Genomic DNA, 21,938 nt, shown 5'->3' on the forward strand with positions numbered 1-21,938 from the left:
GTCAGAGCGGATGCAGCACGCGGCGCAGGAAGTCCTGCGTCCGCGCGTGCTGCGGTTGATTGAGCACCGATTTCGCCGGGCCCTGCTCGACGATGACGCCGCCATCGATGAACAGAACACGATCGGCGACGTCGCGCGCAAAGCCCATCTCGTGGGTGACGACGACCATGGTCATGCCGTCGTCGGCGAGCTTGCGCATGACGCCGAGGACGTCGCCGACCAGCTCGGGGTCGAGCGCCGAGGTCGGCTCGTCGAACAGGATCGCCTTGGGCTGCATGGCGAGCGCCCGCGCGATGGCGACGCGCTGCTGCTGCCCGCCGGAGAGCTGCGGCGGATGCGCATCGGCCTTTTCCGCAAGCCCGACCTGAGCGAGCAGCGCGCGGCCGCGCTCGAGCACCTGGGCGCGCGGCTCCTTCTTCACGAAGAGCGGCCCCTCGATCACGTTCTCCAGCGCTGTCCGATGCGGGAACAGGTTGAAGCGCTGGAACACCATCGAGACCTGGGTGCGGATGTTCACGATCGAGGGCGCGTCGCGATCGACCCTCAAGCCCTCGACGCTGATCTCGCCGCGGTCGTAGCTTTCGAGGCCGTTGATACAGCGCAGGATGGTCGACTTGCCGGAGCCGGAGGGGCCGATGATGCAGACCACCTCACCCTTCTCGACGCTCGCCGTGATGCCCTTGAGCACCTCGACCTTGCCAAAGCTCTTGTGGACGTCGCTCAGCTCGATCATCGCTTGCCGGCCCGCTTCTCGAAGTGACGGACCAAGAGGATCAGCGGAATGCTCATGGTGAGGTACATCAGGGCGACCAGCGTGAACACGCTGGTGTTCTTGAACGTCGAGGACGCGATCAGCTTGCCCTGCAGCGCGAGCTCGGCGACCGTGATGGTCGAGGCTTGCGAGGAATCCTTCAGCATCATGATCATGACGTTGCCGTAGGGCGGCAGCACGATGCGCACGGCCTGCGGCAGCACCACGCGGCGCATGGTGAGCCACCAGCCCATGCCGATCGACTGCGCCGCCTCGATCTGCCCCTTGTCGATCGCCTCGATGCCGGCGCGGAAGTTTTCGGCCTGGTAGGCCGAATAGGCGATGCCGAGCCCGAGGATCGCGGCCTGCAACGCGCTGAGCGTAACGCCGAGATCGGGCATCACGAAATAGAGGTAGAACAACAGCACGATGATCGGGATGCCGCGGATCACGTTGATCAGGCTGGCGCTGAGCATCGACAGCGCTTTGATGCCGGAGACCCGCATCATCGCCCAGACCAGGCCGAGCACCGTCGACAGCAACAGCGAGCCGATCGTGACGATGATCGTCAGCGCGACGCCGTTCAGCAGGATCGGGAAGAACTCGACGGCGTCGCGCCAGAAGCCTTTCATCGGGCAGCCTTCGATCAGCTTCTATCGATCAACCTTGTGCTTTCAGGCCCCATTTATCGAGGATCTTGTCGATGGTGCCGTTGGCTTTCAGCTTCGCCAGCGAAGCGTTGATCTTGCCGAGCAGTGCGCTCTCGCCCTTGCGCACGCCGATGCCGACCGAGCCGACCGTGACCGGCTTGTAGCCGTCAACCAGGCGCACCTCGGGGAAGCCGCCCTGCTTCAGATTGTAGGCGAGGATCGGATAGTCGGCGTAGCCGGCCTTGAGTCGGCCGGTGTTCACGTCGCGCAGGATGTCCGGGATGGTGTCGTAGGCCTTCACGTCGGAGAACAGGCCGGTCTTCTTCAGCGCGTCGACGAAGGCCGTGCCGACCTGGGCGCCGACAGTCTCGCCCTTCAGGTCCTCCTGCGTGGCGTAAGCCTTGGTGTCGGTCTTCGGCACCACGAGGCCCTCGCCGTAGCTGTAGATCGGGTCGGAGAAGTCGATGACCTCCTTGCGCGGCGGCGTGATGAACATCGCTGCCGCAATGATGTCGATCTTGCTCGAAGTCAGCGAGGGGATCAGCGCCGAGAACGCCATCGGCTCGATCTGCACGTTGAAGCCGGCATCCTTGCCGACCTCGGTGATGAGATCGACCATGATGCCCTGGATGGTGTTGGTCTTGGTGTCGAGGAAGGTGAAGGGAATGCCCGTCGGAGTCGAGCCGACCTTCAGAGCCTGTTGCGCCGCTGCCGGCACCGCTGTGGCAATGGCGAGCGCCGCAACTGCGGCCTGAACAAAACGCTTCATCGCATCCCCCTTTTGGGCCTGGCCGGCGGCGGCGCGCTCATGTCGCGATCAAACGTTGCGGGCCGGCCCGTTTCGGCCTATTTTCACCAATATGAAAATTTGGCCACACTTTCGCGGGTGATGCAAGCGGTTTTCATGCACATGAAGAAAGCGGTTTGACGTGAGCGGTGGCAAAAGAATGCGCAAACCGGCCGCCGCAAAGCCGGCCAGGAACAGGCCGGCCAAGGTGAAAGCCAAAGCCGCTGCCAAGCCGGCCGAGCCGGCGATGGACGTCGCGGTCGGCCGCCGCATCCGGGATCTCAGGCGAGTCAGGCAGTTCTCGCTGGAGACGGTCGCCGCGCGCACGGAGCTGTCGATCGGCTTCCTCAGCCAGATCGAGCGCGGGCTGTCGTCGCCGTCGCTGCGGGTGCTGGCGACGCTCGCCGACGTGCTCGGCGTCGGCATCGCCGCGCTGTTCGGCGCGAGCCCGAGCGCCGACGGCGCATCGGATCAGGTGGTAACGCGCGGGCTGCAGCGGCCGGAATTGAAACTGTGGCGCACCGGCGTGTCGAAGCAATTGCTGAGCCCCGCGAGCAGCGACAACAAGCTCAATCTGTTTCTGGTGCATCTGGAGGCGGGCGGCTCCACCGGCGATGAGCTCTACACCCACGACGGCGAAGAGGCCGGGCTCGTGCTCGAAGGCGAGATGATGCTGACGGTGGACAGTAAGACGTGGTCGCTGAAGACGGGCGACAGTTTTCGCTTCGCGAGCCGCAGGCCGCACCGGTTTTCCAATCCGGCGCAGGATGCGAAGGCCGTGGTGCTGTGGGTGAATTGCGTCACGGGGGCGGGCTGACTGCTCTCCCTCTCCCCGTTCTTACGGGGAGAGGGTCGGGGTGAGGGGCTCTGTCCACACAAACGGTCACAACGGGACTCGCTGAGGCTCCCCCTCACCCGGAATTTGCTGCGCAAATTCCGGCCTCTCCCCGCACGCGGGGAGAGGAAGAACTCACCCAAACCGGTGCTTGTACCGCTCCACCGATAGCGCACTGACGTCGATGTCCGGCTTCTTCCCCGACAGCATGTCGGCGAGCACGCGGCCCGAGCCGCACGACATGGTCCAGCCGAGCGTGCCGTGGCCGGTGTTGAGGTGGAGGTTGGCGTAGTGGGTCCGGCCGATCACGGGCGGGCCGTCCGGCGTCATCGGGCGCAGGCCGCTCCAGAACGTCGCCTTGGACAGGTCGCCGCCGCGCGGGAACAGGTCGGTCAGCGAATGATCGAGCGTGGCGCGGCGTGCGTCGTAGAGCTTGTCCGAATAGCCGGAGATTTCGGCGGTGCCGCCGACGCGGATGCGATTGCCGAGGCGGGTGATCGCGACCTTGTAGCTCTCGTCCATCACGGTGGATTCCGGCGCGCCGGAGGCGTCCTTGATCGGCACCGTGATCGAATAGCCCTTCACCGGATAGACCGGCAGCGAAATACCGAGCGGCGCCAGGAGCCGCGACGACCAGCTGCCGAGCGCGAGCACGTAAGCGTCCGCCTGCAGCAGGCCGGCGCTGGTGGCGACACCGCTGACGCGCGCGCCATCGGTGACGATACGGTCGATCGAGGTGTTGAACAGGAAGCGCACGCCGAGCGCCTGGGCGTGCCTCGCCAGCGCCTGCGTGAACATGTGGCAGTCACCGGTCTCGTCCTGCGGCAGACGGAGCCCGCCGACGAACTTCTCCTTCACGCCGGCAAGTGCCGGCTCGACCGCAATGCAGCCCTCGCGGTTCAGCACTTCGAAGGGAACGCCATATTGCTTGAGCACGGCGATGTCTTCGGCCGTGCCGTCGAGCTGGGCCTGGTAGCGAAACAGCTGCAGCGTGCCCTGCGAGCGCTCGTCATACTGGATGCCGATGTCGCGGCGCAGATCACGCAAGGCATCGCGGCTGTATTCGGCGATCGGAATCATCCGGCTCTTGTTGACCGCGTAGCGCGCGCTGGTGCAGTTGCGCAGCATCTTGAGCAGCCAGACCCACATGACAGGATCGAGCTTCGGCCGGATCACCAGCGGGCCGTGCTTCATCAACAGCCACTTGATCGCCTTCACCGGCACGCCGGGGCCGGCCCAGGGCGAGGAATAGCCGGGCGACACCTCGCCGGCATTGGCGAAGGAGGTCTCCAGTGCCGGCTCCGGCTGGCGGTCGACGACCGTCACCTCATGGCCGGCACGCGCGAGGTAGTAGGCAGAGGTGACACCGATGACACCGCTGCCGAGGATCAGAACTTTCACGCTTCGTCAAACTCCCGCGGCGCTCGCCGCTGCAAGGACACAACTCGCTAGCGGCGAGAGCAATTATCAGGCCACCTTCTTGATGGCGTCGCCGAGGATCGAGATCATCTGGTCGATGTGGCTCTTCTCGACGATGAGCGGGGGCGACATCGCGACGGAATCGCCACCGGTGCGAAGATAGAGGCCGTTGTTGAAGCATTCGACCAGCATGTCGTAGCCGCGCGCGCCGACCGCGCCGCCACGCGGCGCAAGCTCGACCGCGCCCATCAGGCCGCAATTGCGGATGTCGACGACGTTCGGCAGGCCTTTGAGCGAATGCAGCGCATCGCGCCAGTATTCGGCGAGCGAGGCGCCGCGCGTGAGCAGGCCTTCGTCCTTGTAGATGTCGAGCGTCGCGATGCCCGCGGCGCAGGCGACCGGATGCGCCGAATAGGTGTAGCCGTGGAACAGCTCGATCTGGTTCTCCGGGCCGGTCATCATGCCGTCGTGCACCTTGCGGCTGGCGAACACGGCGCCGCAGGGCACGGTGCCGTTGGTGATGCCCTTGGCCGTGGTCATCAGGTCCGGCGTGACGCCAAAGAAGTTGGCGGCGAACGGCGTGCCGAGGCGGCCAAAGCCGGTGATGACCTCGTCGAAGATCAGGAGGATGCCGTGCTTGTCGCAGATCTCGCGCAGGCGCTGCAGATATCCCTTCGGCGGCGGCAACACCGCGGTCGAGCCCGGCACCGGCTCGACGATGACGGCGGCGATCGTTTCCGCGCCGTGCAGGGCGACCAGACGCTCGAGATCGTCGGCGAGCTCGGCGCCGTGCTCGGGCAGGTCCTTGGCGAAGGCGTTGCGGGTGAGATCATGGGTGTGGCGGATGTGGTCGACGCCTGGCAGCAGGGTGGTGAAGGCGCGGCGGTTGGCGACCATGCCGCCGACCGAGGTGCCGCCGAAGCCGACGCCGTGATAGCCGCGCTCGCGACCGATCAGGCGGGTGCGGCTGGCCTGGCCGTTGGCGCGGTGATAGGCCAGCGCGATCTTCAGCGCGGTGTCGACCGACTCGGAGCCGGAATTGGTGAAGAAGACGCGGTCGAGGCCCTTTGGGGCGATCTCGGCGAGACGCTCGGCGAAGTCGAATGCCAGCGGATGGCCCATCTGGAACGACGGCGCGAAGTCCAGCGTCATCAGCTGGCGCTCGACGGCGGCGGCGATCTGCTTGCGGCCGTGGCCGGCATTGACGCACCAGAGCCCGGCGGAGCCGTCGATCACCTGGCGGCCATCGACGCTGGTGTAGTACATGCCCTCGGCCGAGGAGAACAGGCGCGGCGACTTCTTGAACTGCCGGTTGGCCGTAAAGGGCATCCAGTACGAATCGGTCTTGATGGTGTTCGGAATCTGATGAAGGGTCACGGCCGCGCTCCTGTGCTGACCCCATAGCTGAGCCATGGCTTGGATGGCGCAACAAGTCCTTTTCTGGTGACCTGCAAGCCATTGATTTGACTGGGGCTGCCGGTCCATATTTGCGCGATCCGCAACACCTGCAACACGGGACTAGGGCATGAGCGTCGACATCGGTGGACGGCTGCGATTCATCCGGGCGCGCCACAAGCTGTCGCAGCGCGAGCTGGCCAAGCGCGCCGGCGTCACCAATTCGACGATCTCGCTGATCGAATCCAACCAGATGAACCCTTCGGTCGGCGCGCTCAAGCGCATCCTCGACGGCATCCCGATGGGGCTCGCCGAGTTCTTCGCGCTGGAGCCGGAGTCCAGGCGCAAGATCTTCTACCGCGCCGAGGAGCTCACCGAAGTCGGCAAGAAGCCGATCTCATACCGGCAGGTCGGCGACAATCTGTTCGGCCGCAGCCTGCAGATCCTGAAGGAGCGCTACGAGCCCGGCAGCGACACCGGGCGCGTGCATCTCGTCCATGACGGCGAGGAAGGCGGCATCGTGATTTCGGGCAAGCTCGAGGTCACCGTCGAGGACGAGCGCCGCATCCTCAATCCCGGCGATGCCTATTATTTCGAGAGCCGCCGCCCGCATCGCTTCCGCTGCGTCGGCGGCAAACCGTGCGAGGTGATCTCGGCCTGCACGCCGCCGACGTTCTGACGGTCCCTCCGCAATCGTACGGAGCCGAGGATCTAGCGGATATTGAGCCACCGCAATTTCCGCGAACCGCAGCTTGATATGTTGGGAGCCGTAGCCGAGCAGCCTCGCGCAAAGGTGCTGAGGTTATGGCCCCGGACTCCTAGGCACTCCGGGGCCGCCTGTTTCGGAAGAGCTAGAACTACGTCAGCAGTTCCTCGATCCGGATCGGAAAGTTGCGGACGCGCACGCCGGTGGCGTGCCAGACCGCGTTGGCGACCGCGCCGGCGCTGCCGGTGATGCCGATCTCGCCGACACCCTTGATGCCGAGCGCATTCACGTGCGGATCGTGCTCCTCGACGGTGATGACGTCGAGCGGCGGCACGTCGGCGTTCACGGGGATGTGGTACTCGCCGAGATTGGCGTTCATGATCCGCCCGCTGCGGCGGTCTGTGATCGCCGCCTCGTGCAGCGCGAAGGACAGGCCCCAGATCATGCCGCCGAACAACTGGCTCTGCACCATGCGCGGATTGACGATGCGCCCGGCGGCGAAGGCGCCGATCATGCGGGTGAGGCGAACCTGGCCGAGCTCGGGATCGACCTTCACCTCGGCGAACACCGCGCCATGGGCATGCATCGCATATTGCTCCATCGCCGCAGGGTTCGGCGCGCCGGTGCCGCGCGCCTCCACTTCGGCAACGCCCGCGCGCGCCAGAATCCCGGCATAGCTCTCGCTGCGGCTCTCATCGTCGCGGCGGATCAGCCTGCCGTCGCGCGCGATCACGCCGGCATTGCCGGCGCCGAACAGCGGCGAGCGCTCGTCGCTTGTGGCGAGATCGGCGAGCTTTCCGATCACGGCGGCACCGGCGCTGTGGATCGCAGCGCCTGCGGTTGCCGTGTGCGCCGAGCCGCCGGCGATGCCGGCATCGGGCAGGTCGGACGTGCCGGACCTGAAGTCGAGGCGGTCGATGTCGAGACCAACGGAATCGGCCGCGATCTGCGCCAGCGCCGTCCAGGCGCCCTGCCCCATGTCATGCGCGCCGATCTCCATCACGCCGGAGCCGTCGCGGCGGATCGCCGCGCGCGCCTCGGCCTGGAACATCAGCGCCGGGAAGGTCGCCGTACCCATGCCCCAGCCGACCAGAAGGCCGGCATCGTCGCGCATCTGCCGCGGCTGCAGCGGACGCTTGGCCCAGCCGAAGCGCGAGGCGCCCTGCTCGTAGCAGGCGCGCAGCGCCTTGGAGGAGAACGGCCGCCCCGTCATCGGCTCGACCTCGGCGTAGTTCTTCAGGCGGAAAGCGAGCGGATCCATGCCGCAGGCCCAGGCCATCTCGTCGATCGCGCTCTCGAGCGCGATCGAGCCGGTCGCCTCGCCCGGCGCGCGCATGAACAGCGGCGTGCCGGTGTTGACGCGCACGGCATCGTGCGAGGTGCGGATCGCGGGCGCCGCGTAGAGCGTGTGCGAGGCATCGGCGGCGGGCTCGTAGAAATCGTCGAAGGTGCTCGACACGGTTCGCGCGTGATGATCGAGCGCAGTCAGGCGGCCCTCGCCATCGGCGCCGAGGCGCAGGCGTTGGCGCGTCGGCGCCCGGTGGCCGACCGGGCCATACATCTGCTCGCGGCGGAGCACCAGCTTGACTGGCCTGCCGACCAGCTTCGCCGCCATCACGCCGAGGATCTGCGGCCCGGTCAGGAAGCCCTTCGAGCCGAAGCCGCCGCCGAGGAACGGGCTGCGGATGTGAATCTTCTCCGGCGCGAGGCCAAACAGCTCGGCGACGCGGCCGCGAGCCATCACCATGGCCTGGCTCGGCGTGTCCAAGAAGAGCTTGTCACCCTCCCAGCGCGCCACGATCGCGTGCGGCTCCATGGCATTGTGATATTGCGGCGGCGTCTCGTAGATCGCGTCGATCTGCTTGTCGGCCGCGGCGAGGCCCGCCTCGACATCGCCGCGATGGCTTTGCGTGGGATTACCGACGCCGACGACCGGCGGCACGAAGCTCTCGCCGGCATCGAGGCCGACCAGCGCAGGCTGCACCTCGTAACGTGGGGCCAGCAGCGCGGCGCCTTCCGTCGCGGCCTCCAGCGTTTCAGCGATCACGACCGCAATCGCCTGATTGGCGTAGCGGACCTCATTGCTCTGCAACACCTCCATCCGGAATACGAACGGATTGGTCTTGAGGTCGGGGTCGATCGCGAGCGCTGGCTTGTGATCGGGCGTCATGACGTCGACGACGCCGGGATGGCGTTTTGCGGCAGCGACATCGAGCGAGACCACACGGCCCCGCGCAATGCTCGAGACGGCCATCACGGCAAACAGCATGCCGGGCGGATGATTGTCCGCAGCATAGCTCGCCTGCCCCGTCACCTTGAGGATGCCGTCGCGGCGGGTCAGCGGCTGGCCGATATTCGAGCCGTGCCTGAGATGTGCGGGCGCACTGGTCAAATTGAGCTCAGACATGGACGGCTCCGGAGGTCGAGGCGAAGGGAGAGGCCGGCAGCGCGGGGATACGCGCAGGCGTCCCGGCGGCGGCCAAGGTCAGCGCGCGCACGACGATGCGGCGCGCGAGCTCGATCTTGAAGGCGTTGTCGCCGGACGGTTTTGCGCCCTCGAGCGCACGCCGGGCCGCCTCCTGGAACGCGTCCGCCGTCGGCGCAACGCCCTTGAGGACGTCTTCCGCTGCGCGAGCGCGCCAGGGCTTGGCGGCGACGCCGCCGAGCGCGAGCCGCGCCTGTGCGATTCTGCCGTTCTCGATCCGCAGCGCGGCCGCGGCCGAGACGACAGCAAAGGCGTAGGAGGTACGCTCGCGCACCTTGAGGTAACGCGCATGCGCGGCAAAGCCGCGTGCGGCAGGCGGCAGGCGCACGGCGACGATGAGATCGCCGGGCTCAAGCACGGTCTCGCGCTCGGGCGCATCGCCCGGCAGGCGGTGCAGTTCGTCGAGCGCGACCTCGCGCCGGCCGCCCCTGCCCTCGATCTCGACGATGGCATTAAGCGCGACCAGCGGCACGCAGAAGTCGGAAGGGTGCGTGGCGATACAGCTCTCGCTCCAGCCGAGCACGGCATGGCCGCGGTTCTCGCCGTCGCGCGCGTCGCAGCCGGAGCCCGGCGCCCGCTTGTTGCAGCGGCTGGCAGTGTCGTAGAAATACGCGCAACGCGTCCGTTGCAACAAATTGCCGCCGACGGTGGCGGCATTGCGCAATTGAGCCGACGCTCCCGAGAGCAGCGCTTCGGCCACTGCGGGATAGGACCGCGCGAACTCCGCATCATGCGCGAGGTCGGCATTGCTCACCAGCGCGCCGATGCGCAAAGACCCGTCCGCGAGAGTCTCGATCTGATCGAGCCCATCGAGACGCGTGACGTCGACCAGCCGGTCCGGACGGCTGATGCCACCCTTCATCAGGTCGAGCAGGTTGGTGCCGGCTGCAAGAAACACCGCGCCGGGCTGGGCCGCCGCCGCAACCGCTTCAGTGACGGTGGCCGGCCTGACATAATCGAACGGTTTCATGCGGAGCGCCTCTGATTGGTCTCATCCATCTGTCCTTGCGCGTCGAGCACGGCATCGACGATGCCGACGTAAGCGCCGCAGCGGCACAGATTGCCGCTCATGCATTCGCGGACGCGCTCGGGATCGTTGCCGGCCTGGCCTTCTCTGATCATGCCGATCGCGCTCATGATCTGGCCCGGCGTGCAGAAGCCGCATTGAAAGCCGTCATGTGCGATGAAGGCGGCCTGCACGGGATGGAGCTGGTCGCCGCGCGCGAGGCCTTCGATGGTGAGGATGTCGGCGCCGTCATGGCTGACGGCGAGCGCAAGACAGGAATTGATGCGCTTGCCGTCGACGAGAATGGTGCAGGCGCCGCACTGGCCGCGGTCGCACCCTTTCTTGGTTCCGGTCAGATCGAGGCGCTCACGCAGGAGATCGAGCAGCGTAACGCGCGGATCGTCGAGGACGAAGTCGCGCCGCGCACCGTTCACGGTGAGGCTGATGGAGTGGTTCATACAGGGCTCCGATCAGATTTGGACATGAGTCATCGCGCAGCGCGCCACCGCCGTGGCCGCTGTCGAATAGCGCCGTCCGAACACGATGCGTCGGACGCTTGATCGGAAGATACGGAGGCAGCCTCCGCTTAACAAGGGCGGCGCGGAAAAATCTGGAATTCGTCAAAAGCGCGTGCGTCACCAACGCGATGCAGCCCTGCGCGGGTCCGGCGAGGGTTCAATCTAACCAATTCGTGATCTACATTGCGCGCCATGGACGACCACACCGACCAGACCCGCAAACCCCGCGCCGATGCCGTGCGCAATCGCGAGCGCGTGCTCGAAGCGGCAAAGCTGGTGTTCAGCGCGGGCGGTTCGGAGGCGAGCCTGGAAGCGGTGGCCAAGCGCGCCGGGGTCGGCATCGGCACGCTGTATCGGCATTTCCCGACGCGCGAGGCCTTGTTCGAGGCGGTGTACCGCCGCGAGGTCGAGCAGCTCAGCGAGCTGGCCGAGCAATTGAAGAATGCCAAGGATCCGGTCGAGGCGCTGCGGCGCTGGCTGCGATCAGGGGTCGAGTTTGTTGCGACCAAGAAGGGGATGATGGCAGCGCTCGCGCTCGCGGTGCAGAGCGGGTCGGAGCTGCATGCTTTCTCCTTCGAGCGTCTGACCAAGGCGATCGGCTCGCTGCTGGACCGCGCCATCGCAGCCGGCGAGATGCGCGCCGACATCAGCCCGGAGGATCTGCTGCGCGCCTTCTTCGGCATGTGCTACGTGCACGACCAGCCCGGCTGGCAAGCGACGGCGCTGCGCCTGCTCGACGTGTTCGTCGACGGCTTGCGCGTGCCGCCGCCCAGCAAGGCCCGCTCGTCGATGACGACAAAGCCTGCGACGAAGCGAAAGCGCTAGGCTGGAGCTTGCCGATGGGAGCCGCTGACCCCGAGCGGACTTCGCTAAACATGGAACTGTTGTCACCTAATCCGATTCAAAGGATCATTTGATACATCGCTTCGACTTGCGACATGGCAGGTTCAGGCATGGCGCCAGTTCTCAATTTGCCCCGGCTCACCAATTCGCTCAGACAGGATCGTCTGGCGCTTCAACGTGCCCGCGAGGTCGTGGCGGAGGCGACCGAGGTGCTTCAACGCTGTCCAAAGCCGGATACGTTTCTAGGCCGTAAGACTCAAGAGCCGTTTCCGAATGAGGACGAAACAAAGTTGACCAGGGTGGCGCAGCGTTCAAGCCGCGAGCCGTTTCCAAGAACGTAAAGGCTTCATTAACACACCTGAATGCACTTCCGGGCCGTGGCAGGCATATCGGCCTCATCGGAAAACCGGATTAGACAATGCTGGCCAGACCAGATGCTAGAGCGAGCCGATGGATGCGAAAAGCTTGCTGACCTAACGCGCGACAACGTGGTGGCCCATAGCCTGCGCGAAGCCGCCCGGCAATGGCGAGCCATGGCCGTGCAGCAGGACTTGCTGGAGCGCGAACCGACCTGTCGCAGATCCGTAACCGCTCTGATTAGAGCAACTTCAAAGGATTGCTGCGCCGAGTTTGCTGAGATAACTTGCCTGTCATCACCGGCCAAGGCCGTGCCGTAGGCGTCGGTGGCTGAGAGACCAATCGTGCTCCCGCCTGCATTTATGCATGGGAGCGACAAATGGATCGCGCCATGGCGCTTCGCCATCTGGCGGAAGCCGAAGAGCACATTTCACTGGCCGACCGACACCTTTCCGAGCAGGAGGTTCGAATTGCGGACCTTGAGCTTTCGGGGCACGACACGAGCTTGGCTCGCGCTATCGGCGAAACATTTCGGCTGACACTGGCGCGGCACCTCGCGCACCGCGATCACATTTTGAGAGAGCTGATACCGTAGCTCTCGGCCCGTGCTTTCGAACATCCCTTCGATCAAAACGCCAACTATGGCGCAGTATGATCTCGCCATCGGCACTAAACAGGGTAGCGCCATTTCAACGCGACGCAGGAATCAGCTTCTGGCCGATCGGCGACTTGCACGACCTCTGATGTTTGTGCCGCCGTCAGTTCAGCTGTCCTGACGTGCCGCTGGCGTTATAGCCCGCCTCGCCCTTCCCAGTAGGTTGGCGTTCCATAATACCGGTGAGTTCGCGTTTCCCAGTCTCGATCTTCCCAGGAGTCATCGCTGAACTCAGGCGCATCCCTCAGCTGTTGCTCGGTGATATTGGTTCGAAAGCCGGCAAGCGACGTGTCATATGTCAGAGCGCCCCAGGGAATGGGGTAGTGGCTGTGACCCAAGCCCACAAATCCACCAAAGCTCATGACCGCATAAGCCACGCGGCCTGACACCTTGTCGATGATGAGGTGATCAATCTCGCCGATATTCGTCCCATCTGCTCCATAGACCTCGGTACCCTCAATGTCCTCGCTTGAGATGCAGTGATGATCCGGATGGGCTGTTGCACGGGCCATGACTTTGCTCCCTGATAAGGTGGTTTTGCCGGCTTAACTCGGCCATCGCGGAGCCGTTCCTGTCAAACTAAGGAGAACATGTCGCAGCTGCCTGCTCTTTGTGTCGCTGTCCCGGATGAGTGGGCATCTGGAGCATCCAAGCCCAGCGCGTGATTTCTGAGTGCACGCCCTGGCGCCGCAGATGTGCTAGCATCGCCTCCGCCGGGATACTCAACGCGGAGCCTGTCATGCGCATCGCAGCCTTGCTGGTCGCTCTCATTGTTGCCTGTCATCACGTTTCGGCGTTTGCCGGCGATGTCGCGGCGGCCCAGAGCGTCATCCGCGCCCAGGAGCAGGCCTTCGTTCGCGACGATGCGACGGCCGCTTATTCCTATGCTGCACCGGCGATCAAGGAGATCTTTCCCGCACCCGACATCTTCATGTCCATGGTGCAGAACGGCTACGCGCCGGTCTATCGTCACAAGAGTTTCGAATTTGGCGAGAGCAAGAGCGATGGCGGCTGGATCGCCCAGCGCGTCCATATCATCGATGCCAATGGCGAGGCCTGGGAGGCGCTCTACACACTCGAGCAGCAGGGCGACGGCAGCTACAAGATCACCGGCTGCTCGCTGCTGAAGGCGGGACAGGCCGTTTAGGTGGCAAAGCCCGGGCCGGTCTTGACCGAGCCCGTCCGCGCGCGGATCAAGAGCAGCACGACGATGCCGATGTTCAGCGCATTCCAGGCGACGCCGTTGGCGAACGCTGCGGCATACGAGCCGGTGGCATCGAAGATGACGCCGGACACCCAGCCGCCGAAGGACATGCCGAACACGGACGCAAAGATCACGATGCCGACGCGGGTCGCGGCCTCGCTCGCCGGCATCGCCTCGCGCACGATGATGGCATAGCTCGGCACGATGCCGCCCTGGAACAGGCCGAACATCGCGGAGATCAGATAGAGCGAGGTCAGGCTGTCGAAGAACAGATAGAACACCAGCGCAAAGCCCTGCGCCAGCGATCCCACCAGGAGCGTGTAGATGCCGCCGATCTTGTCGGCGAGGTAGCCCGAGCCGATCCGGCTGACGATGCCGCAGCCCATCATCAAGGACAGCATCTCGGCGCCGCGCGCGACGCCATAACCGAGATCGCCGCAATAGGCGACGATGTGCACCTGCGGCATCGCCATCGCCACGCAGCAGGAGATGCTGGCAATCGAGAGCAGCACGGTCAGCGTGTTCGTCGACAGCCTGAGATCGACCCGGGGCGGCGGTGCGTTGGCATGATCGTGAACCGTGTCGCGGCCCATCTGTGCGCGCAGGATCAGCACTAGCACCGTCATCAGGCCGGCGCAGACGATGCCGATGCCGATATGGGTATAGCGCCAGCCGATCTCCTGCGTGCCCCAGCTCACGATCGGCGGCCACATCGCGCCGGCGACATAATTGCCGCTGGCGACAATGGTCACCGCCAGTCCGCGATAGCGTTCGAACCAATGCGAGGCTTCGGCCATCAGCGGCGCAAAGGTCGCGGAGGTGCCGAGCCCGATGAAGAAATAAGCCGCCACGAACTGCCAGAGCTGGCCCGACAGGCCGGCGAGCACATTGGCAATGCCGAGGAAGGCGATGCTGATCGCCATCGCCGGCACGATGCCGAACCGGTCGGTGATCTTGCCGGCGATCACGCCGCCGAGCCCGAAGCCGAACATCATGAGGGTGAAGGCCAGCGACACCGCGCCGCGCGTGGCAGCGAATTCGGCCTGCACGATCGGAATCACGACCACCACCGCCCACATGCCGACGGCGCCGATCGAGCCGATCAGAAGCGCAATGACCAGCCGCATCCAGGCCTGACGAGAATCAGGGCTGAACGAATGAGGCGTCTGTCCTGTATGATTGGGCGCGAGCACGGCCGGAACATGGCCCGCGGATTGCCACAGGGTCAAGCAGCGAGCCGCGATATTGGGCATGCGCGGTGCACTGCGGTAAGAAGGCGCTTGGCGAACGCGCGTTTTGACACTAGTTTGCAATCAGCGTGTGCGACACTGCCGCGCGAGGAGCCCGTTGGCGGGATGTTGCTGCGTTTGACACGATCGATGCGGATCAGGGTGGGGCGGATCATCGCCCTCGCCTATCTGTTCTGCGTGCTCGCGCCAGCCGCAAGCCTGGCCTTTGGCAGTGCTGCGCCCTGCCTTGGCGAGGCTTCGGCCGACGTCGTTCCGGCGCATCACCATATGGCTGCGGGCAATGGCGATGTTCCGCACGAGCATGCAGGAATCCCTTCGCAGACCGCCGCGAAGGACGCACCTGCTTCGAATCATCACGACGGTGAGGGAACAGTGGGCCCCTGCTGCGCGATGATGTGCGTCAGTGCGCTGCCGGCCGATCTGCCCGGCGTCGCCACGCCGGTCCGCCCGATGTCGACCTGTGCGCCGGAGATCGTGCCCAGCCTGCACAGCGCCGCGCCGCCCGAGCACTACCGCCCTCCCATCGCCTGATCTGACACGACGATTTCGGCTCGATGCGCACTTTTGCGCGCGCGAACCTGTGGTCTTTCAGATCGGGAATTAAGACATGGCTGCGCTTTCCGGGGCGAAATCTGCCGCATCTGCGGTGGGTGATCGACACTCTCGTTTCATTTGGCTGCTGCTGGCCTTCGCCGCGCCGGCACTGTCCGGCTGCATGCCGGCAACGACGCACATGGCCAGCGCGGATCCGGCCGATCCGGCGGCGAAGATGGCCCCCGTAACCTATCGCTCGACCATCGCGCCCTATACCAGCCTGCGGCCAGCGACGCCGGCACCCTGGCGCGGCCGCAACGAGGCGGTGACGCCGCAGCCGAAGCAAGAGCGGTAGGAGCGCGCCATGTCACAGCATTTTGCGCGGGGCCTGCTCGTGCTCGCGGCGCTCGGACTTTCCGGCTGCGCCGCGTTCTCGCCCGACAGGGGCATGAGCGCGGTCTCGGATCTGACGAGCCAGGCCATCAACAAGGACGTCGCTTTCGTGCGCTCGGCCGAGGGCGCCGCCGCGGTCGATGCCCGCGTCCGCCAGCTGCTCTCGCGCACGCTCAGCGTTGACGCCGCCGTGCAGATCGCGCTGCTCAACAACAAGGGACTGCAGGCAGTCTACAACGAGCTGGCGCTGGCGGAGACCGAGCTGGTCGAGCAGAGCCTGCCGGCCAATCCGGTGTTCGCAGTCTCTCGCATCACCGGCAATGGCGCCAGCGAGATCGAACGCCAAGTGGTCGGCGACATCCTCGCGCTCGCCACCCTGCCGTTCCGGTCCGAGATCGCTCGGGAACGCTTCCGCGGAGCGCAGCTGCGCGCCGCGCTGGCGACGCTGCGGCTCGCCTCGGACGTGCGCCGCGCCTATGTCCGTGCGGTTGCCGCCAACGAGATGGTGGGGCTGCTGACCGACGCGAAGGCGACGGCGGAATCGACCGCACAGCTCGCGCTCAAGCTCGGCGAGACCGGCTCGCTCAACAAGCTCGACCAAGCCCGCGAGCAGGTGTTCTATGCCGAGACCACCGCCGACCTCGCCAGCGCGCGACAGGCAGCGGGAAGCGCGCGCGAAAGGCTGGCGCGCCTCATGGGGCTGTGGGACGACGGTCTCGACTTCCGCCTGCCCAATCAACTGCCGCCGCTGCCGCGCCGGCCGCTGGCCCTCCCCACGATCGAGGCCGATGCGGTCGCGCATCGCCTCGACCTGCAGGTCGCGCGGCTTGAGCTGGCCGCGCTGGCGAAGGCGCTGAACCTCACCGAGGCGACGCGCTTTGTGACGCTGCTCGATATCGCCGGCATCTCCCGCCGCACCCAGGATCCGGAAGGGCCGCCGTTCCGCGAGCGCGGCTTCGACCTGCAGTTCCAGATTCCGATCTTCGACGGCGGCGAGGTGCGCGTGCGCCAGGCCGCCGAGACCTACAACCTCGCGTTCAATCGCCTGACCGAGCGGGCCGTTAATGTGCGCTCCGAGGCGCGCGACGCCTATCGCGTCTACCGCTCCACTTACGACATCGCCGGCCACTACCAGCGCGAGATCATCCCGTTGCGAAAGATCATCACCGAGGAGATGCAGCTGCGCTTCTCCAGCATGCAGGTCGACATCTTCGCGCTGCTCACCGAAGCGCGGCAGCGCCTCGCGGCGCTGCGCGGCGCGATCGACGCCAGGCAGAGATTCTTCCTCGCCCAGGCCGATCTGCAGATCGCGGTCAACGGCGGCGGTCTGCCCGCCGGCGGCGCCGACAATCCAACCACCGTTGCCGCGGCAGCTCCTGCCGAAGGCGGCGGCCACTAAAGACGGAGGCCAAGATGTTTTCTCGCCGAGGATTTTTAGGGACCGCCGCGCTTGTCGGCGCATCGGCCATTCAAGGCCGCGTCCAGGCCGCGTCTATCCCGGAAGCCCCCACCATGGACAAGGTGGTGATGCAGCCGCCGCTGCATCCGACCAGCGGCCCGGATTATCGCCCCGTGGTCACGCTGAACGGCTGGTCGCTGCCGTTCCGCATGAACGGCGACTGGAAGGAATTCCATCTCGTCGCCGAGCCGGTGGTTCGCGAGTTCGCCGAGGGCATGAAGGTGAATTTGTGGGGCTACAACGGGCAATCGCCGGGCCCGACCATCGAGGCCGTCGAGGGCGACAAGGTCCGCATCTTCGTCACCAACAGACTGCCCGAATACACCACGGTCCACTGGCACGGCATGATCATCCCGAGCGGCATGGACGGCGTCGGCGGATTGACCCAGCCGCACATCCAGCCGGGCAAGACCTTCGTCTACGAGTTCGAGATGAAGAAGAGCGGAACCTTCATGTACCACCCGCATTCCGACGAGATGGTGCAGATGGCGATGGGCATGATGGGCATGTTCATCGTGCACCCGCGTGACCCGAGTTTCCGCGCCGTCGACCGCGACTTCGTGTTCGTGATGAGCACCTATCGCGTCGACCCCGGCACCTACCTGCCGCACGTCAATGAGATGACGGACTTCAACATGTGGACCTGGAACGCGCGGGTCTTTCCTGGAATCGATCCGCTGCCGGTCAGGCTCGGCGACAAGGTGCGCGTGCGCATCGGCAATCTCAGCATGACCAACCATCCGATCCATTTGCATGGCCACAGCTTTGCGGTGACCTGCACCGATGGCGGCTGGATTCAAGAGAGCGCGCAGATCCCGGAGACGACCACCGACGTCCCGGTCGGCGCCATCAGGGTGTTCGACGTGCTCGCCGACAATCCCGGCGACTGGGCGTTCCATTGCCACAAGTCGCACCACACCATGAATTCGATGGGACACGACGTGCGCAACCTGATCGGCGTGTCGCGCAAGGACCTCGCCAAGGCCGTCGGCAAGCTCGCGCCCGACGGCATGGCCATGGGCTCGACCGGCATGGCGATGGGCAACATGGAGATGCCTGCTCCCGACAACATGCTGCCGATGATGACCGGCACCGGCCAGTTCGGGCCGATCGAGATGGGCGGTATGTTCACGGTGATGAAGATCCGCGAGGACCTCGCGCGCGACGATTACCGCGATCCCGGTCCGTACAAATTCCCGAAAGGCACTGTCGCCTACGAAGTCGCCGCACCCACCCCGGAGCCAGCGCGGCAGAAATCCGGCAGTCCGCCGATGAAGCACAAGATGTGAGCGTTTCGATGAACCACCAACCGGAGACCACGATGAAGACCACGATCAGGCTCGCCCTCGCGCTGGCTGCGCTTTCCACCGCGCCAGCCTTTGCGCACGACAAGCACGGGCACGGAAACTATTCAGCCGGCGAGCCCGGCGATCCCAAGAAGCCCGCGCGCACCATCGAGATCCTGATGAACGAGATGGACTACACGCCCGCGAAAATCGAGGTGAAGCGCGGCGAGCAGATCCGATTCGTGCTGCGCAATGTCGGCAAGGAGGACCACGAATTCCTGCTGGCCACGACCAAGGAGAACCTCGCGCATGCGGATCAGATGAAGAAGCATCCGCACATGGAGCACGACGAGCCCAATGCGGCGCGGCTTGCCCCAAAAAAGACGACCGAGATCCTCTGGAAGTTCAGCAAGCGCGGCACCTTCGAATATTCGTGCCTCATTCCCGACCACCGCGAGTACGGCATGGTCGGCCAGGTCAACGTGAAGTAACGCGAGAGGAGATCCACATGAATCGCATCATCAATATCACTGCCGCGCTGGCGCTGAGCGTCGGCCTCGCGACCGCAACCCTCGCCGCAGAGGGCGCCGCGATCAGCGGCGAGGTCAAGAAGATCGACGAAGGCGCCGGCAAGATCACGCTCAAGCACGGCCCGGCCAAGAGCCTCGGCATGGAGGACCCCATGACCATGGTCTATCGGGTCAAGGATCCCGCCATGCTCAAGCAGGTGAAGGTCGGCGACAAGATCACCTTCGAGGCCGAGGAAGGGTCGTCGGGCTACACGGTGACCAAGATGCAGAAGGCGAAGTAGGGCAGCCTCGCCTGCCCGTCATTCCGGGGCGCGCCTCTTGGCGCGAGCCCGGAATCCATTTCACCACCATACCTGCGGCCCGATGGATTCCGGGCTCGATGCTCCGCATCGCCCCGGAATGACAACCCGCCCCCGAAACATCCCGGTCTGAACTCCTCCCACCCCCTCCGTTAACCCTTTGCTAACCATACACCCGGCAAGAATTGCCGGGTGAAGTCGAGTGTCGTCGGCCGCGTTTAGAACGGGAGCTCCCGTGGACGCCAGTGCGGTGCCTCACTTTCGGAACGGCGGCCCGTCGGCCGCCGCGCAGACGTTTGGGGCGCGCGGACGGCAGTCGCGCGGGGAGGCAGCTACCATGGTCGACGTCACGGCAGGACAGGGCGTAGGCAGCGCAAGGCCCTCGATCCCTTCCCTCAATGACATCGTCACCGTCCTCAAGCGCGGCGACATCGCGCTGGCGCTCGGCGTTCTCACCATCCTGGTGGTGCTGATCCTGCCGCTGCCCGCGATCGTGCTGGACGTGTTCCTGGCGATCTCGATCACGCTCTCGATCCTGATCCTGATGACGTCGCTGTTCATCCAGACGCCGCTGGAGTTCTCGGCCTTCCCGACCGTCCTCCTGATCTCGACTATGCTGCGGCTCTCGCTCAACATGGCCTCAACCCGGCTGATCCTGTCGCACGGGCACGAGGGCACGGCCGCCGCCGGTCACGTCATCGAGGCCTTCGGCAACTTCGTGATGGGCGGCAATTTCGTCATCGGCATCATCGTCTTCGCCATCCTGATCATCGTCAATTTCGTCGTCATCACCAAGGGCTCGGGCCGCATCGCCGAAGTCGCCGCCCGCTTCCACCTCGACGCCATGCCCGGCAAGCAGATGGCGATCGACGCCGACCTCGGCGCCGGCCTGATCGACGAGAAGGTCGCCAAGGAGCGGCGCAAGGAGCTCGAGGACGAGAGCGGCTTCTTCGGCGCCATGGACGGCGCCTCCAAGTTCGTCCGGGGCGACGCCATCGCCGGCCTCCTGGTCGTGTTCATCAACGTCGTCGGCGGCATCATCATCGGCGTCGCGCAGCAGGGCATGTCCTTCGCCGACGCGGGGCGCACCTACACGCTGCTGACCGTCGGTGACGGCCTTGTCACCCAGGTGCCGGCGCTGATCGTCTCGACCGCGGCCGGCCTGCTCGTCTCCAAGGCCGGCGTCTCCGGCGCCGCCGACAAGGCGCTCATGAAGCAGTTCTCCGGCTATCCGCAGGCGCTGGCGATGTCCTCGGCGGTGATGCTGGTGCTGGCGGCGCTGCCGGGCATTCCGACCCTGCCCTTCCTCGCGCTCGGCGCCGGCGCCGGCGCGCTGGCCTGGAACGCCCGCAACCGCAACCGCGTGGCGGCCAAGGCCGAAGCCGCCGTTCACGCCGCGCCCGCTCCGGGAACGCCGGGTGCGCCGGGCGCTGCCGCGACGGAAGAGCCGATCTCGGCCGCGCTCAAGATCGACGACCTTAAGATCGAACTCGGCTACGCCCTGCTGCCGCTGGTCAACGGCCCTGACGGCACCGACCGCCTCACCGAGCAGATCAAGGCGCTGCGCCGTTCGCTCGCGATCGAGATGGGCTTCGTGATGCCGGCGGTGCGCATCCTCGATAACGTCCAGCTCGAGGCCAACACCTACATCATCAAGATCAAGGAGGTCGACGCCGGCACCGGGAAGATCTGGCCGAACCAGTTCATGGTCATGGACCCCGGCGGCGGCCAGGTGCAGGTGCCCGGCATCCACACCACCGAGCCGACCTTCGGCCTGCCCGCGACCTGGGTCGATGCCAGCCTGAAGGAGGAGGCCTCGCTCAAGGGCTACACGGTCGTCGACGCTGCGACCGTCCTCTCGACCCATCTCACCGAGCTGCTCAAGGCCAACATGTCGGACCTGTTGTCCTACGGCGAGGTGCAGAAGCTGCTCAAGGAGCTGCCGAAGGAGCAGAGCGAGCTGGTCAAGGACATCGTCCCGGGCCAGGTCACGGTCTCCGGCATCCAGCGCGTGCTGCAGCTGCTGCTCGCCGAGCGCATCTCGATCCGCGACCTCTCGACCATCCTCGAAGGCATCGCGGATTCGCTCGCCTTCTCGCGCAACCCCGCGACCATGGTCGAGCACGTCCGCGCCCGCCTAGCGCGGCAGATTTGCGCGCAGAACACCTCCTACGCCGGCTATCTGCCGCTGATCGCACTGTCGGCGAAATGGGAGCAGGCTTTTGCCGAATCCATCATCGGCCAGGGCGAGGAGCGGAGCCTTGCCATGCAGCCCTCGAAACTCTCGGAATTCATGACTGCCGTGCGCGAGGCCTTCGAGCGCGCCGCCCGCGAAGGCGAGGCGCCGGTGCTGGTCACCTCCGCTTCCATTCGGCCCTTGGTGCGCTCCCTGGTGGAACGGTTCCGGGCCCAGACCACCGTGCTGTCGCAGGCCGAAATCCACCCCAGGGCGAGGCTGAAAACCGTCGGAAGCATCTGATTTGCCTTAAGAAGCCGTATGTTTTTCAGCCACAGGCAAATGGTTTTTGAGTTCCTGGCGCCTTGTCGACCAAGGCCTCAAAAGCCCGGCACTAGGC

23 protein-coding genes are annotated in these 21,938 nt (G+C 65.5%); 12 read left to right on the forward strand and 11 right to left on the reverse strand.

Annotation, left to right across the window (positions count from 1 at the left end; translation table 11 throughout):
- Position 1: 1 nt before the first annotated feature.
- From I6F20_RS28085 to I6F20_RS28100, 4 genes are read right to left on the reverse strand one after another with little or no spacing between them, the layout of a single operon-like run.
- Positions 2-733: an amino acid ABC transporter ATP-binding protein gene (locus I6F20_RS28085; protein ID WP_036011798.1), complete on the reverse strand. Its 732-nt coding sequence runs from the start codon at positions 731-733 to the stop codon at positions 2-4.
- The gene (locus I6F20_RS28090) at positions 730-1,383 is read right to left on the reverse strand and encodes an amino acid ABC transporter permease (RefSeq protein ID WP_024341720.1); all 654 of its coding nucleotides are present in this window, start codon (positions 1,381-1,383) and stop codon (positions 730-732) included. Before I6F20_RS28090 ends, I6F20_RS28085 begins: the two co-directional genes overlap by 4 nt.
- A gap of 28 nt (positions 1,384-1,411) precedes the next feature.
- Positions 1,412-2,170, reverse strand: a complete 759-nt coding sequence (locus I6F20_RS28095; protein WP_036011803.1) for an ABC transporter substrate-binding protein — start codon at positions 2,168-2,170, stop codon at positions 1,412-1,414.
- Between the two features lie 48 nt (positions 2,171-2,218).
- A complete protein-coding gene (locus I6F20_RS28100; protein WP_225128805.1) occupies positions 2,219-2,461 on the reverse strand; it encodes a hypothetical protein in 243 nt (80 codons plus the stop codon).
- Here I6F20_RS28100 and I6F20_RS28105 point away from each other — a divergent pair.
- A complete protein-coding gene (locus tag I6F20_RS28105) occupies positions 2,349-3,005 on the forward strand; it encodes a helix-turn-helix domain-containing protein (RefSeq protein WP_036026786.1) in 657 nt (218 codons plus the stop codon). The two genes, I6F20_RS28100 and I6F20_RS28105, sit on opposite strands and share 113 nt — an antisense overlap.
- A 153-nt stretch (positions 3,006-3,158) precedes the next feature.
- Here the strand turns inward: I6F20_RS28105 and I6F20_RS28110 are convergent, their stop codons facing one another.
- Together I6F20_RS28110 and aptA are read right to left on the reverse strand one after the other, a co-directional pair.
- Positions 3,159-4,424 carry a D-amino acid dehydrogenase gene (locus I6F20_RS28110; protein WP_036011809.1) on the reverse strand — a complete coding sequence of 422 codons (1,266 nt, stop codon included), beginning with the start codon at positions 4,422-4,424 and terminating at the stop codon, positions 3,159-3,161.
- 66 nt (positions 4,425-4,490) lie between these two features.
- The gene (aptA, locus tag I6F20_RS28115; protein ID WP_036026788.1) at positions 4,491-5,819 is read right to left on the reverse strand and encodes an omega-aminotransferase AptA; all 1,329 of its coding nucleotides are present in this window, start codon (positions 5,817-5,819) and stop codon (positions 4,491-4,493) included.
- Between the two features lie 148 nt (positions 5,820-5,967).
- Here aptA and relB point away from each other — a divergent pair, with 148 nt between their 5' ends.
- The gene (gene relB / locus I6F20_RS28120) at positions 5,968-6,516 is read left to right on the forward strand and encodes a type II toxin-antitoxin system RelB family anti-toxin (RefSeq protein WP_018646206.1); all 549 of its coding nucleotides are present in this window, start codon (positions 5,968-5,970) and stop codon (positions 6,514-6,516) included.
- 178 nt (positions 6,517-6,694) lie between these two features.
- Here the strand turns inward: relB and I6F20_RS28125 are convergent, their stop codons facing one another.
- Genes I6F20_RS28125 through I6F20_RS28135 form a run of 3 tightly spaced genes read right to left on the reverse strand, consistent with a single transcriptional unit; the run spans position 6,695 to position 10,492 of the window.
- Complete coding sequence (locus I6F20_RS28125; RefSeq protein ID WP_225128762.1) at positions 6,695-8,950, reverse strand: xanthine dehydrogenase family protein molybdopterin-binding subunit; 2,256 nt, start codon at positions 8,948-8,950, stop codon at positions 6,695-6,697.
- A complete protein-coding gene (locus tag I6F20_RS28130; RefSeq protein ID WP_225128764.1) occupies positions 8,943-9,998 on the reverse strand; it encodes an FAD binding domain-containing protein in 1,056 nt (351 codons plus the stop codon). Before I6F20_RS28130 ends, I6F20_RS28125 begins: the two co-directional genes overlap by 8 nt.
- On the reverse strand, positions 9,995-10,492 hold the full coding sequence (locus I6F20_RS28135) for a (2Fe-2S)-binding protein (RefSeq protein WP_225128765.1): 498 nt from the start codon (positions 10,490-10,492) through the stop codon (positions 9,995-9,997). Before I6F20_RS28135 ends, I6F20_RS28130 begins: the two co-directional genes overlap by 4 nt.
- 252 nt (positions 10,493-10,744) lie before the next feature.
- Here I6F20_RS28135 and I6F20_RS28140 point away from each other — a divergent pair, with 252 nt between their 5' ends.
- Together I6F20_RS28140 and I6F20_RS28145 are read left to right on the forward strand one after the other, a co-directional pair.
- Positions 10,745-11,377, forward strand: a complete 633-nt coding sequence (locus I6F20_RS28140) for a TetR/AcrR family transcriptional regulator (RefSeq protein ID WP_225128767.1) — start codon at positions 10,745-10,747, stop codon at positions 11,375-11,377.
- A 754-nt stretch (positions 11,378-12,131) separates the two neighbouring features.
- On the forward strand, positions 12,132-12,347 hold the full coding sequence (locus I6F20_RS28145) for a hypothetical protein (protein ID WP_036011828.1): 216 nt from the start codon (positions 12,132-12,134) through the stop codon (positions 12,345-12,347).
- A 194-nt stretch (positions 12,348-12,541) separates the two neighbouring features.
- Here I6F20_RS28145 and I6F20_RS28150 read toward each other — a convergent pair whose 3' ends face one another.
- On the reverse strand, positions 12,542-12,919 hold the full coding sequence (locus I6F20_RS28150) for a PRC-barrel domain-containing protein (protein ID WP_051057095.1): 378 nt from the start codon (positions 12,917-12,919) through the stop codon (positions 12,542-12,544).
- Positions 12,920-13,146: 227 nt separating this feature from the next.
- Between I6F20_RS28150 and I6F20_RS28155 the strand changes: the two genes are divergently transcribed.
- Complete coding sequence (locus I6F20_RS28155; protein WP_109145195.1) at positions 13,147-13,554, forward strand: DUF4864 domain-containing protein; 408 nt, start codon at positions 13,147-13,149, stop codon at positions 13,552-13,554.
- Here the strand turns inward: I6F20_RS28155 and I6F20_RS28160 are convergent.
- Positions 13,551-14,738 (reverse strand): MFS transporter, encoded by a 1,188-nt coding sequence (locus I6F20_RS28160; protein WP_225128769.1) that lies wholly within the window; start codon positions 14,736-14,738, stop codon positions 13,551-13,553. The genes I6F20_RS28155 and I6F20_RS28160 overlap by 4 nt on opposite strands.
- A gap of 228 nt (positions 14,739-14,966) precedes the next feature.
- Here I6F20_RS28160 and I6F20_RS28165 point away from each other — a divergent pair, with 228 nt between their 5' ends.
- The 7 genes from I6F20_RS28165 to flhA all read left to right on the forward strand — a co-directional run bounded on the left by I6F20_RS28165 (position 14,967) and on the right by flhA (position 21,841).
- A complete protein-coding gene (locus tag I6F20_RS28165) occupies positions 14,967-15,392 on the forward strand; it encodes a hypothetical protein (protein WP_225128771.1) in 426 nt (141 codons plus the stop codon).
- Positions 15,393-15,468: 76 nt separating this feature from the next.
- The gene (locus tag I6F20_RS28170) at positions 15,469-15,750 is read left to right on the forward strand and encodes a hypothetical protein (RefSeq protein WP_225128773.1); all 282 of its coding nucleotides are present in this window, start codon (positions 15,469-15,471) and stop codon (positions 15,748-15,750) included.
- A 9-nt stretch (positions 15,751-15,759) separates the two neighbouring features.
- Positions 15,760-17,187, forward strand: coding sequence for a TolC family protein (locus tag I6F20_RS28175; protein WP_225128775.1), 1,428 nt, complete (start codon positions 15,760-15,762; stop codon positions 17,185-17,187).
- A 14-nt stretch (positions 17,188-17,201) separates the two neighbouring features.
- The gene (locus I6F20_RS28180; RefSeq protein ID WP_225128776.1) at positions 17,202-18,536 is read left to right on the forward strand and encodes a multicopper oxidase family protein; all 1,335 of its coding nucleotides are present in this window, start codon (positions 17,202-17,204) and stop codon (positions 18,534-18,536) included.
- A 32-nt stretch (positions 18,537-18,568) separates the two neighbouring features.
- Positions 18,569-19,024 (forward strand): cupredoxin domain-containing protein, encoded by a 456-nt coding sequence (locus I6F20_RS28185; protein ID WP_225128803.1) that lies wholly within the window; start codon positions 18,569-18,571, stop codon positions 19,022-19,024.
- A gap of 17 nt (positions 19,025-19,041) precedes the next feature.
- Positions 19,042-19,344, forward strand: coding sequence for a copper-binding protein (locus tag I6F20_RS28190; protein ID WP_109145202.1), 303 nt, complete (start codon positions 19,042-19,044; stop codon positions 19,342-19,344).
- Positions 19,345-19,699: 355 nt separating this feature from the next.
- Positions 19,700-21,841, forward strand: coding sequence for a flagellar biosynthesis protein FlhA (gene flhA / locus I6F20_RS28195; protein WP_225128778.1), 2,142 nt, complete (start codon positions 19,700-19,702; stop codon positions 21,839-21,841).
- Positions 21,842-21,938 lie beyond the last annotated feature (97 nt).

This window comes from Bradyrhizobium sp. IC3123, from assembly GCF_020193625.1.
GTDB classification, from domain to species: domain Bacteria; phylum Pseudomonadota; class Alphaproteobacteria; order Rhizobiales; family Xanthobacteraceae; genus Bradyrhizobium; species Bradyrhizobium yuanmingense.

Excerpts from the sequence above, each read along its gene's own strand:
- I6F20_RS28085 (WP_036011798.1), bottom strand. The coding sequence starts at position 733 with ATGATCGAGCTGAGCGACGTCCACAAGAGCTTTGGCAAGGTCGAGGTG.
- I6F20_RS28090 (WP_024341720.1), bottom strand. The coding sequence starts at position 1,383 with ATGAAAGGCTTCTGGCGCGACGCCGTCGAGTTCTTCCCGATCCTGCTG.
- I6F20_RS28095 (WP_036011803.1), bottom strand. The coding sequence starts at position 2,170 with ATGAAGCGTTTTGTTCAGGCCGCAGTTGCGGCGCTCGCCATTGCCACA.
- I6F20_RS28105 (WP_036026786.1), top strand. The coding sequence starts at position 2,349 with ATGCGCAAACCGGCCGCCGCAAAGCCGGCCAGGAACAGGCCGGCCAAG.
- I6F20_RS28100 (WP_225128805.1), bottom strand. The coding sequence starts at position 2,461 with ATGCGGCGGCCGACCGCGACGTCCATCGCCGGCTCGGCCGGCTTGGCA.
- relB (WP_018646206.1), top strand. The coding sequence starts at position 5,968 with ATGAGCGTCGACATCGGTGGACGGCTGCGATTCATCCGGGCGCGCCAC.
- I6F20_RS28125 (WP_225128762.1), bottom strand. The coding sequence starts at position 8,950 with ATGTCTGAGCTCAATTTGACCAGTGCGCCCGCACATCTCAGGCACGGC.
- I6F20_RS28130 (WP_225128764.1), bottom strand. The coding sequence starts at position 9,998 with ATGAAACCGTTCGATTATGTCAGGCCGGCCACCGTCACTGAAGCGGTT.
- I6F20_RS28135 (WP_225128765.1), bottom strand. The coding sequence starts at position 10,492 with ATGAACCACTCCATCAGCCTCACCGTGAACGGTGCGCGGCGCGACTTC.
- I6F20_RS28140 (WP_225128767.1), top strand. The coding sequence starts at position 10,745 with ATGGACGACCACACCGACCAGACCCGCAAACCCCGCGCCGATGCCGTG.
- I6F20_RS28145 (WP_036011828.1), top strand. The coding sequence starts at position 12,132 with ATGGATCGCGCCATGGCGCTTCGCCATCTGGCGGAAGCCGAAGAGCAC.
- I6F20_RS28150 (WP_051057095.1), bottom strand. The coding sequence starts at position 12,919 with ATGGCCCGTGCAACAGCCCATCCGGATCATCACTGCATCTCAAGCGAG.
- I6F20_RS28155 (WP_109145195.1), top strand. The coding sequence starts at position 13,147 with ATGCGCATCGCAGCCTTGCTGGTCGCTCTCATTGTTGCCTGTCATCAC.
- I6F20_RS28160 (WP_225128769.1), bottom strand. The coding sequence starts at position 14,738 with ATGCGGCTGGTCATTGCGCTTCTGATCGGCTCGATCGGCGCCGTCGGC.
- I6F20_RS28165 (WP_225128771.1), top strand. The coding sequence starts at position 14,967 with ATGTTGCTGCGTTTGACACGATCGATGCGGATCAGGGTGGGGCGGATC.
- I6F20_RS28170 (WP_225128773.1), top strand. The coding sequence starts at position 15,469 with ATGGCTGCGCTTTCCGGGGCGAAATCTGCCGCATCTGCGGTGGGTGAT.
- I6F20_RS28175 (WP_225128775.1), top strand. The coding sequence starts at position 15,760 with ATGTCACAGCATTTTGCGCGGGGCCTGCTCGTGCTCGCGGCGCTCGGA.
- I6F20_RS28180 (WP_225128776.1), top strand. The coding sequence starts at position 17,202 with ATGTTTTCTCGCCGAGGATTTTTAGGGACCGCCGCGCTTGTCGGCGCA.
- I6F20_RS28185 (WP_225128803.1), top strand. The coding sequence starts at position 18,569 with ATGAAGACCACGATCAGGCTCGCCCTCGCGCTGGCTGCGCTTTCCACC.
- I6F20_RS28190 (WP_109145202.1), top strand. The coding sequence starts at position 19,042 with ATGAATCGCATCATCAATATCACTGCCGCGCTGGCGCTGAGCGTCGGC.
- flhA (WP_225128778.1), top strand. The coding sequence starts at position 19,700 with ATGGTCGACGTCACGGCAGGACAGGGCGTAGGCAGCGCAAGGCCCTCG.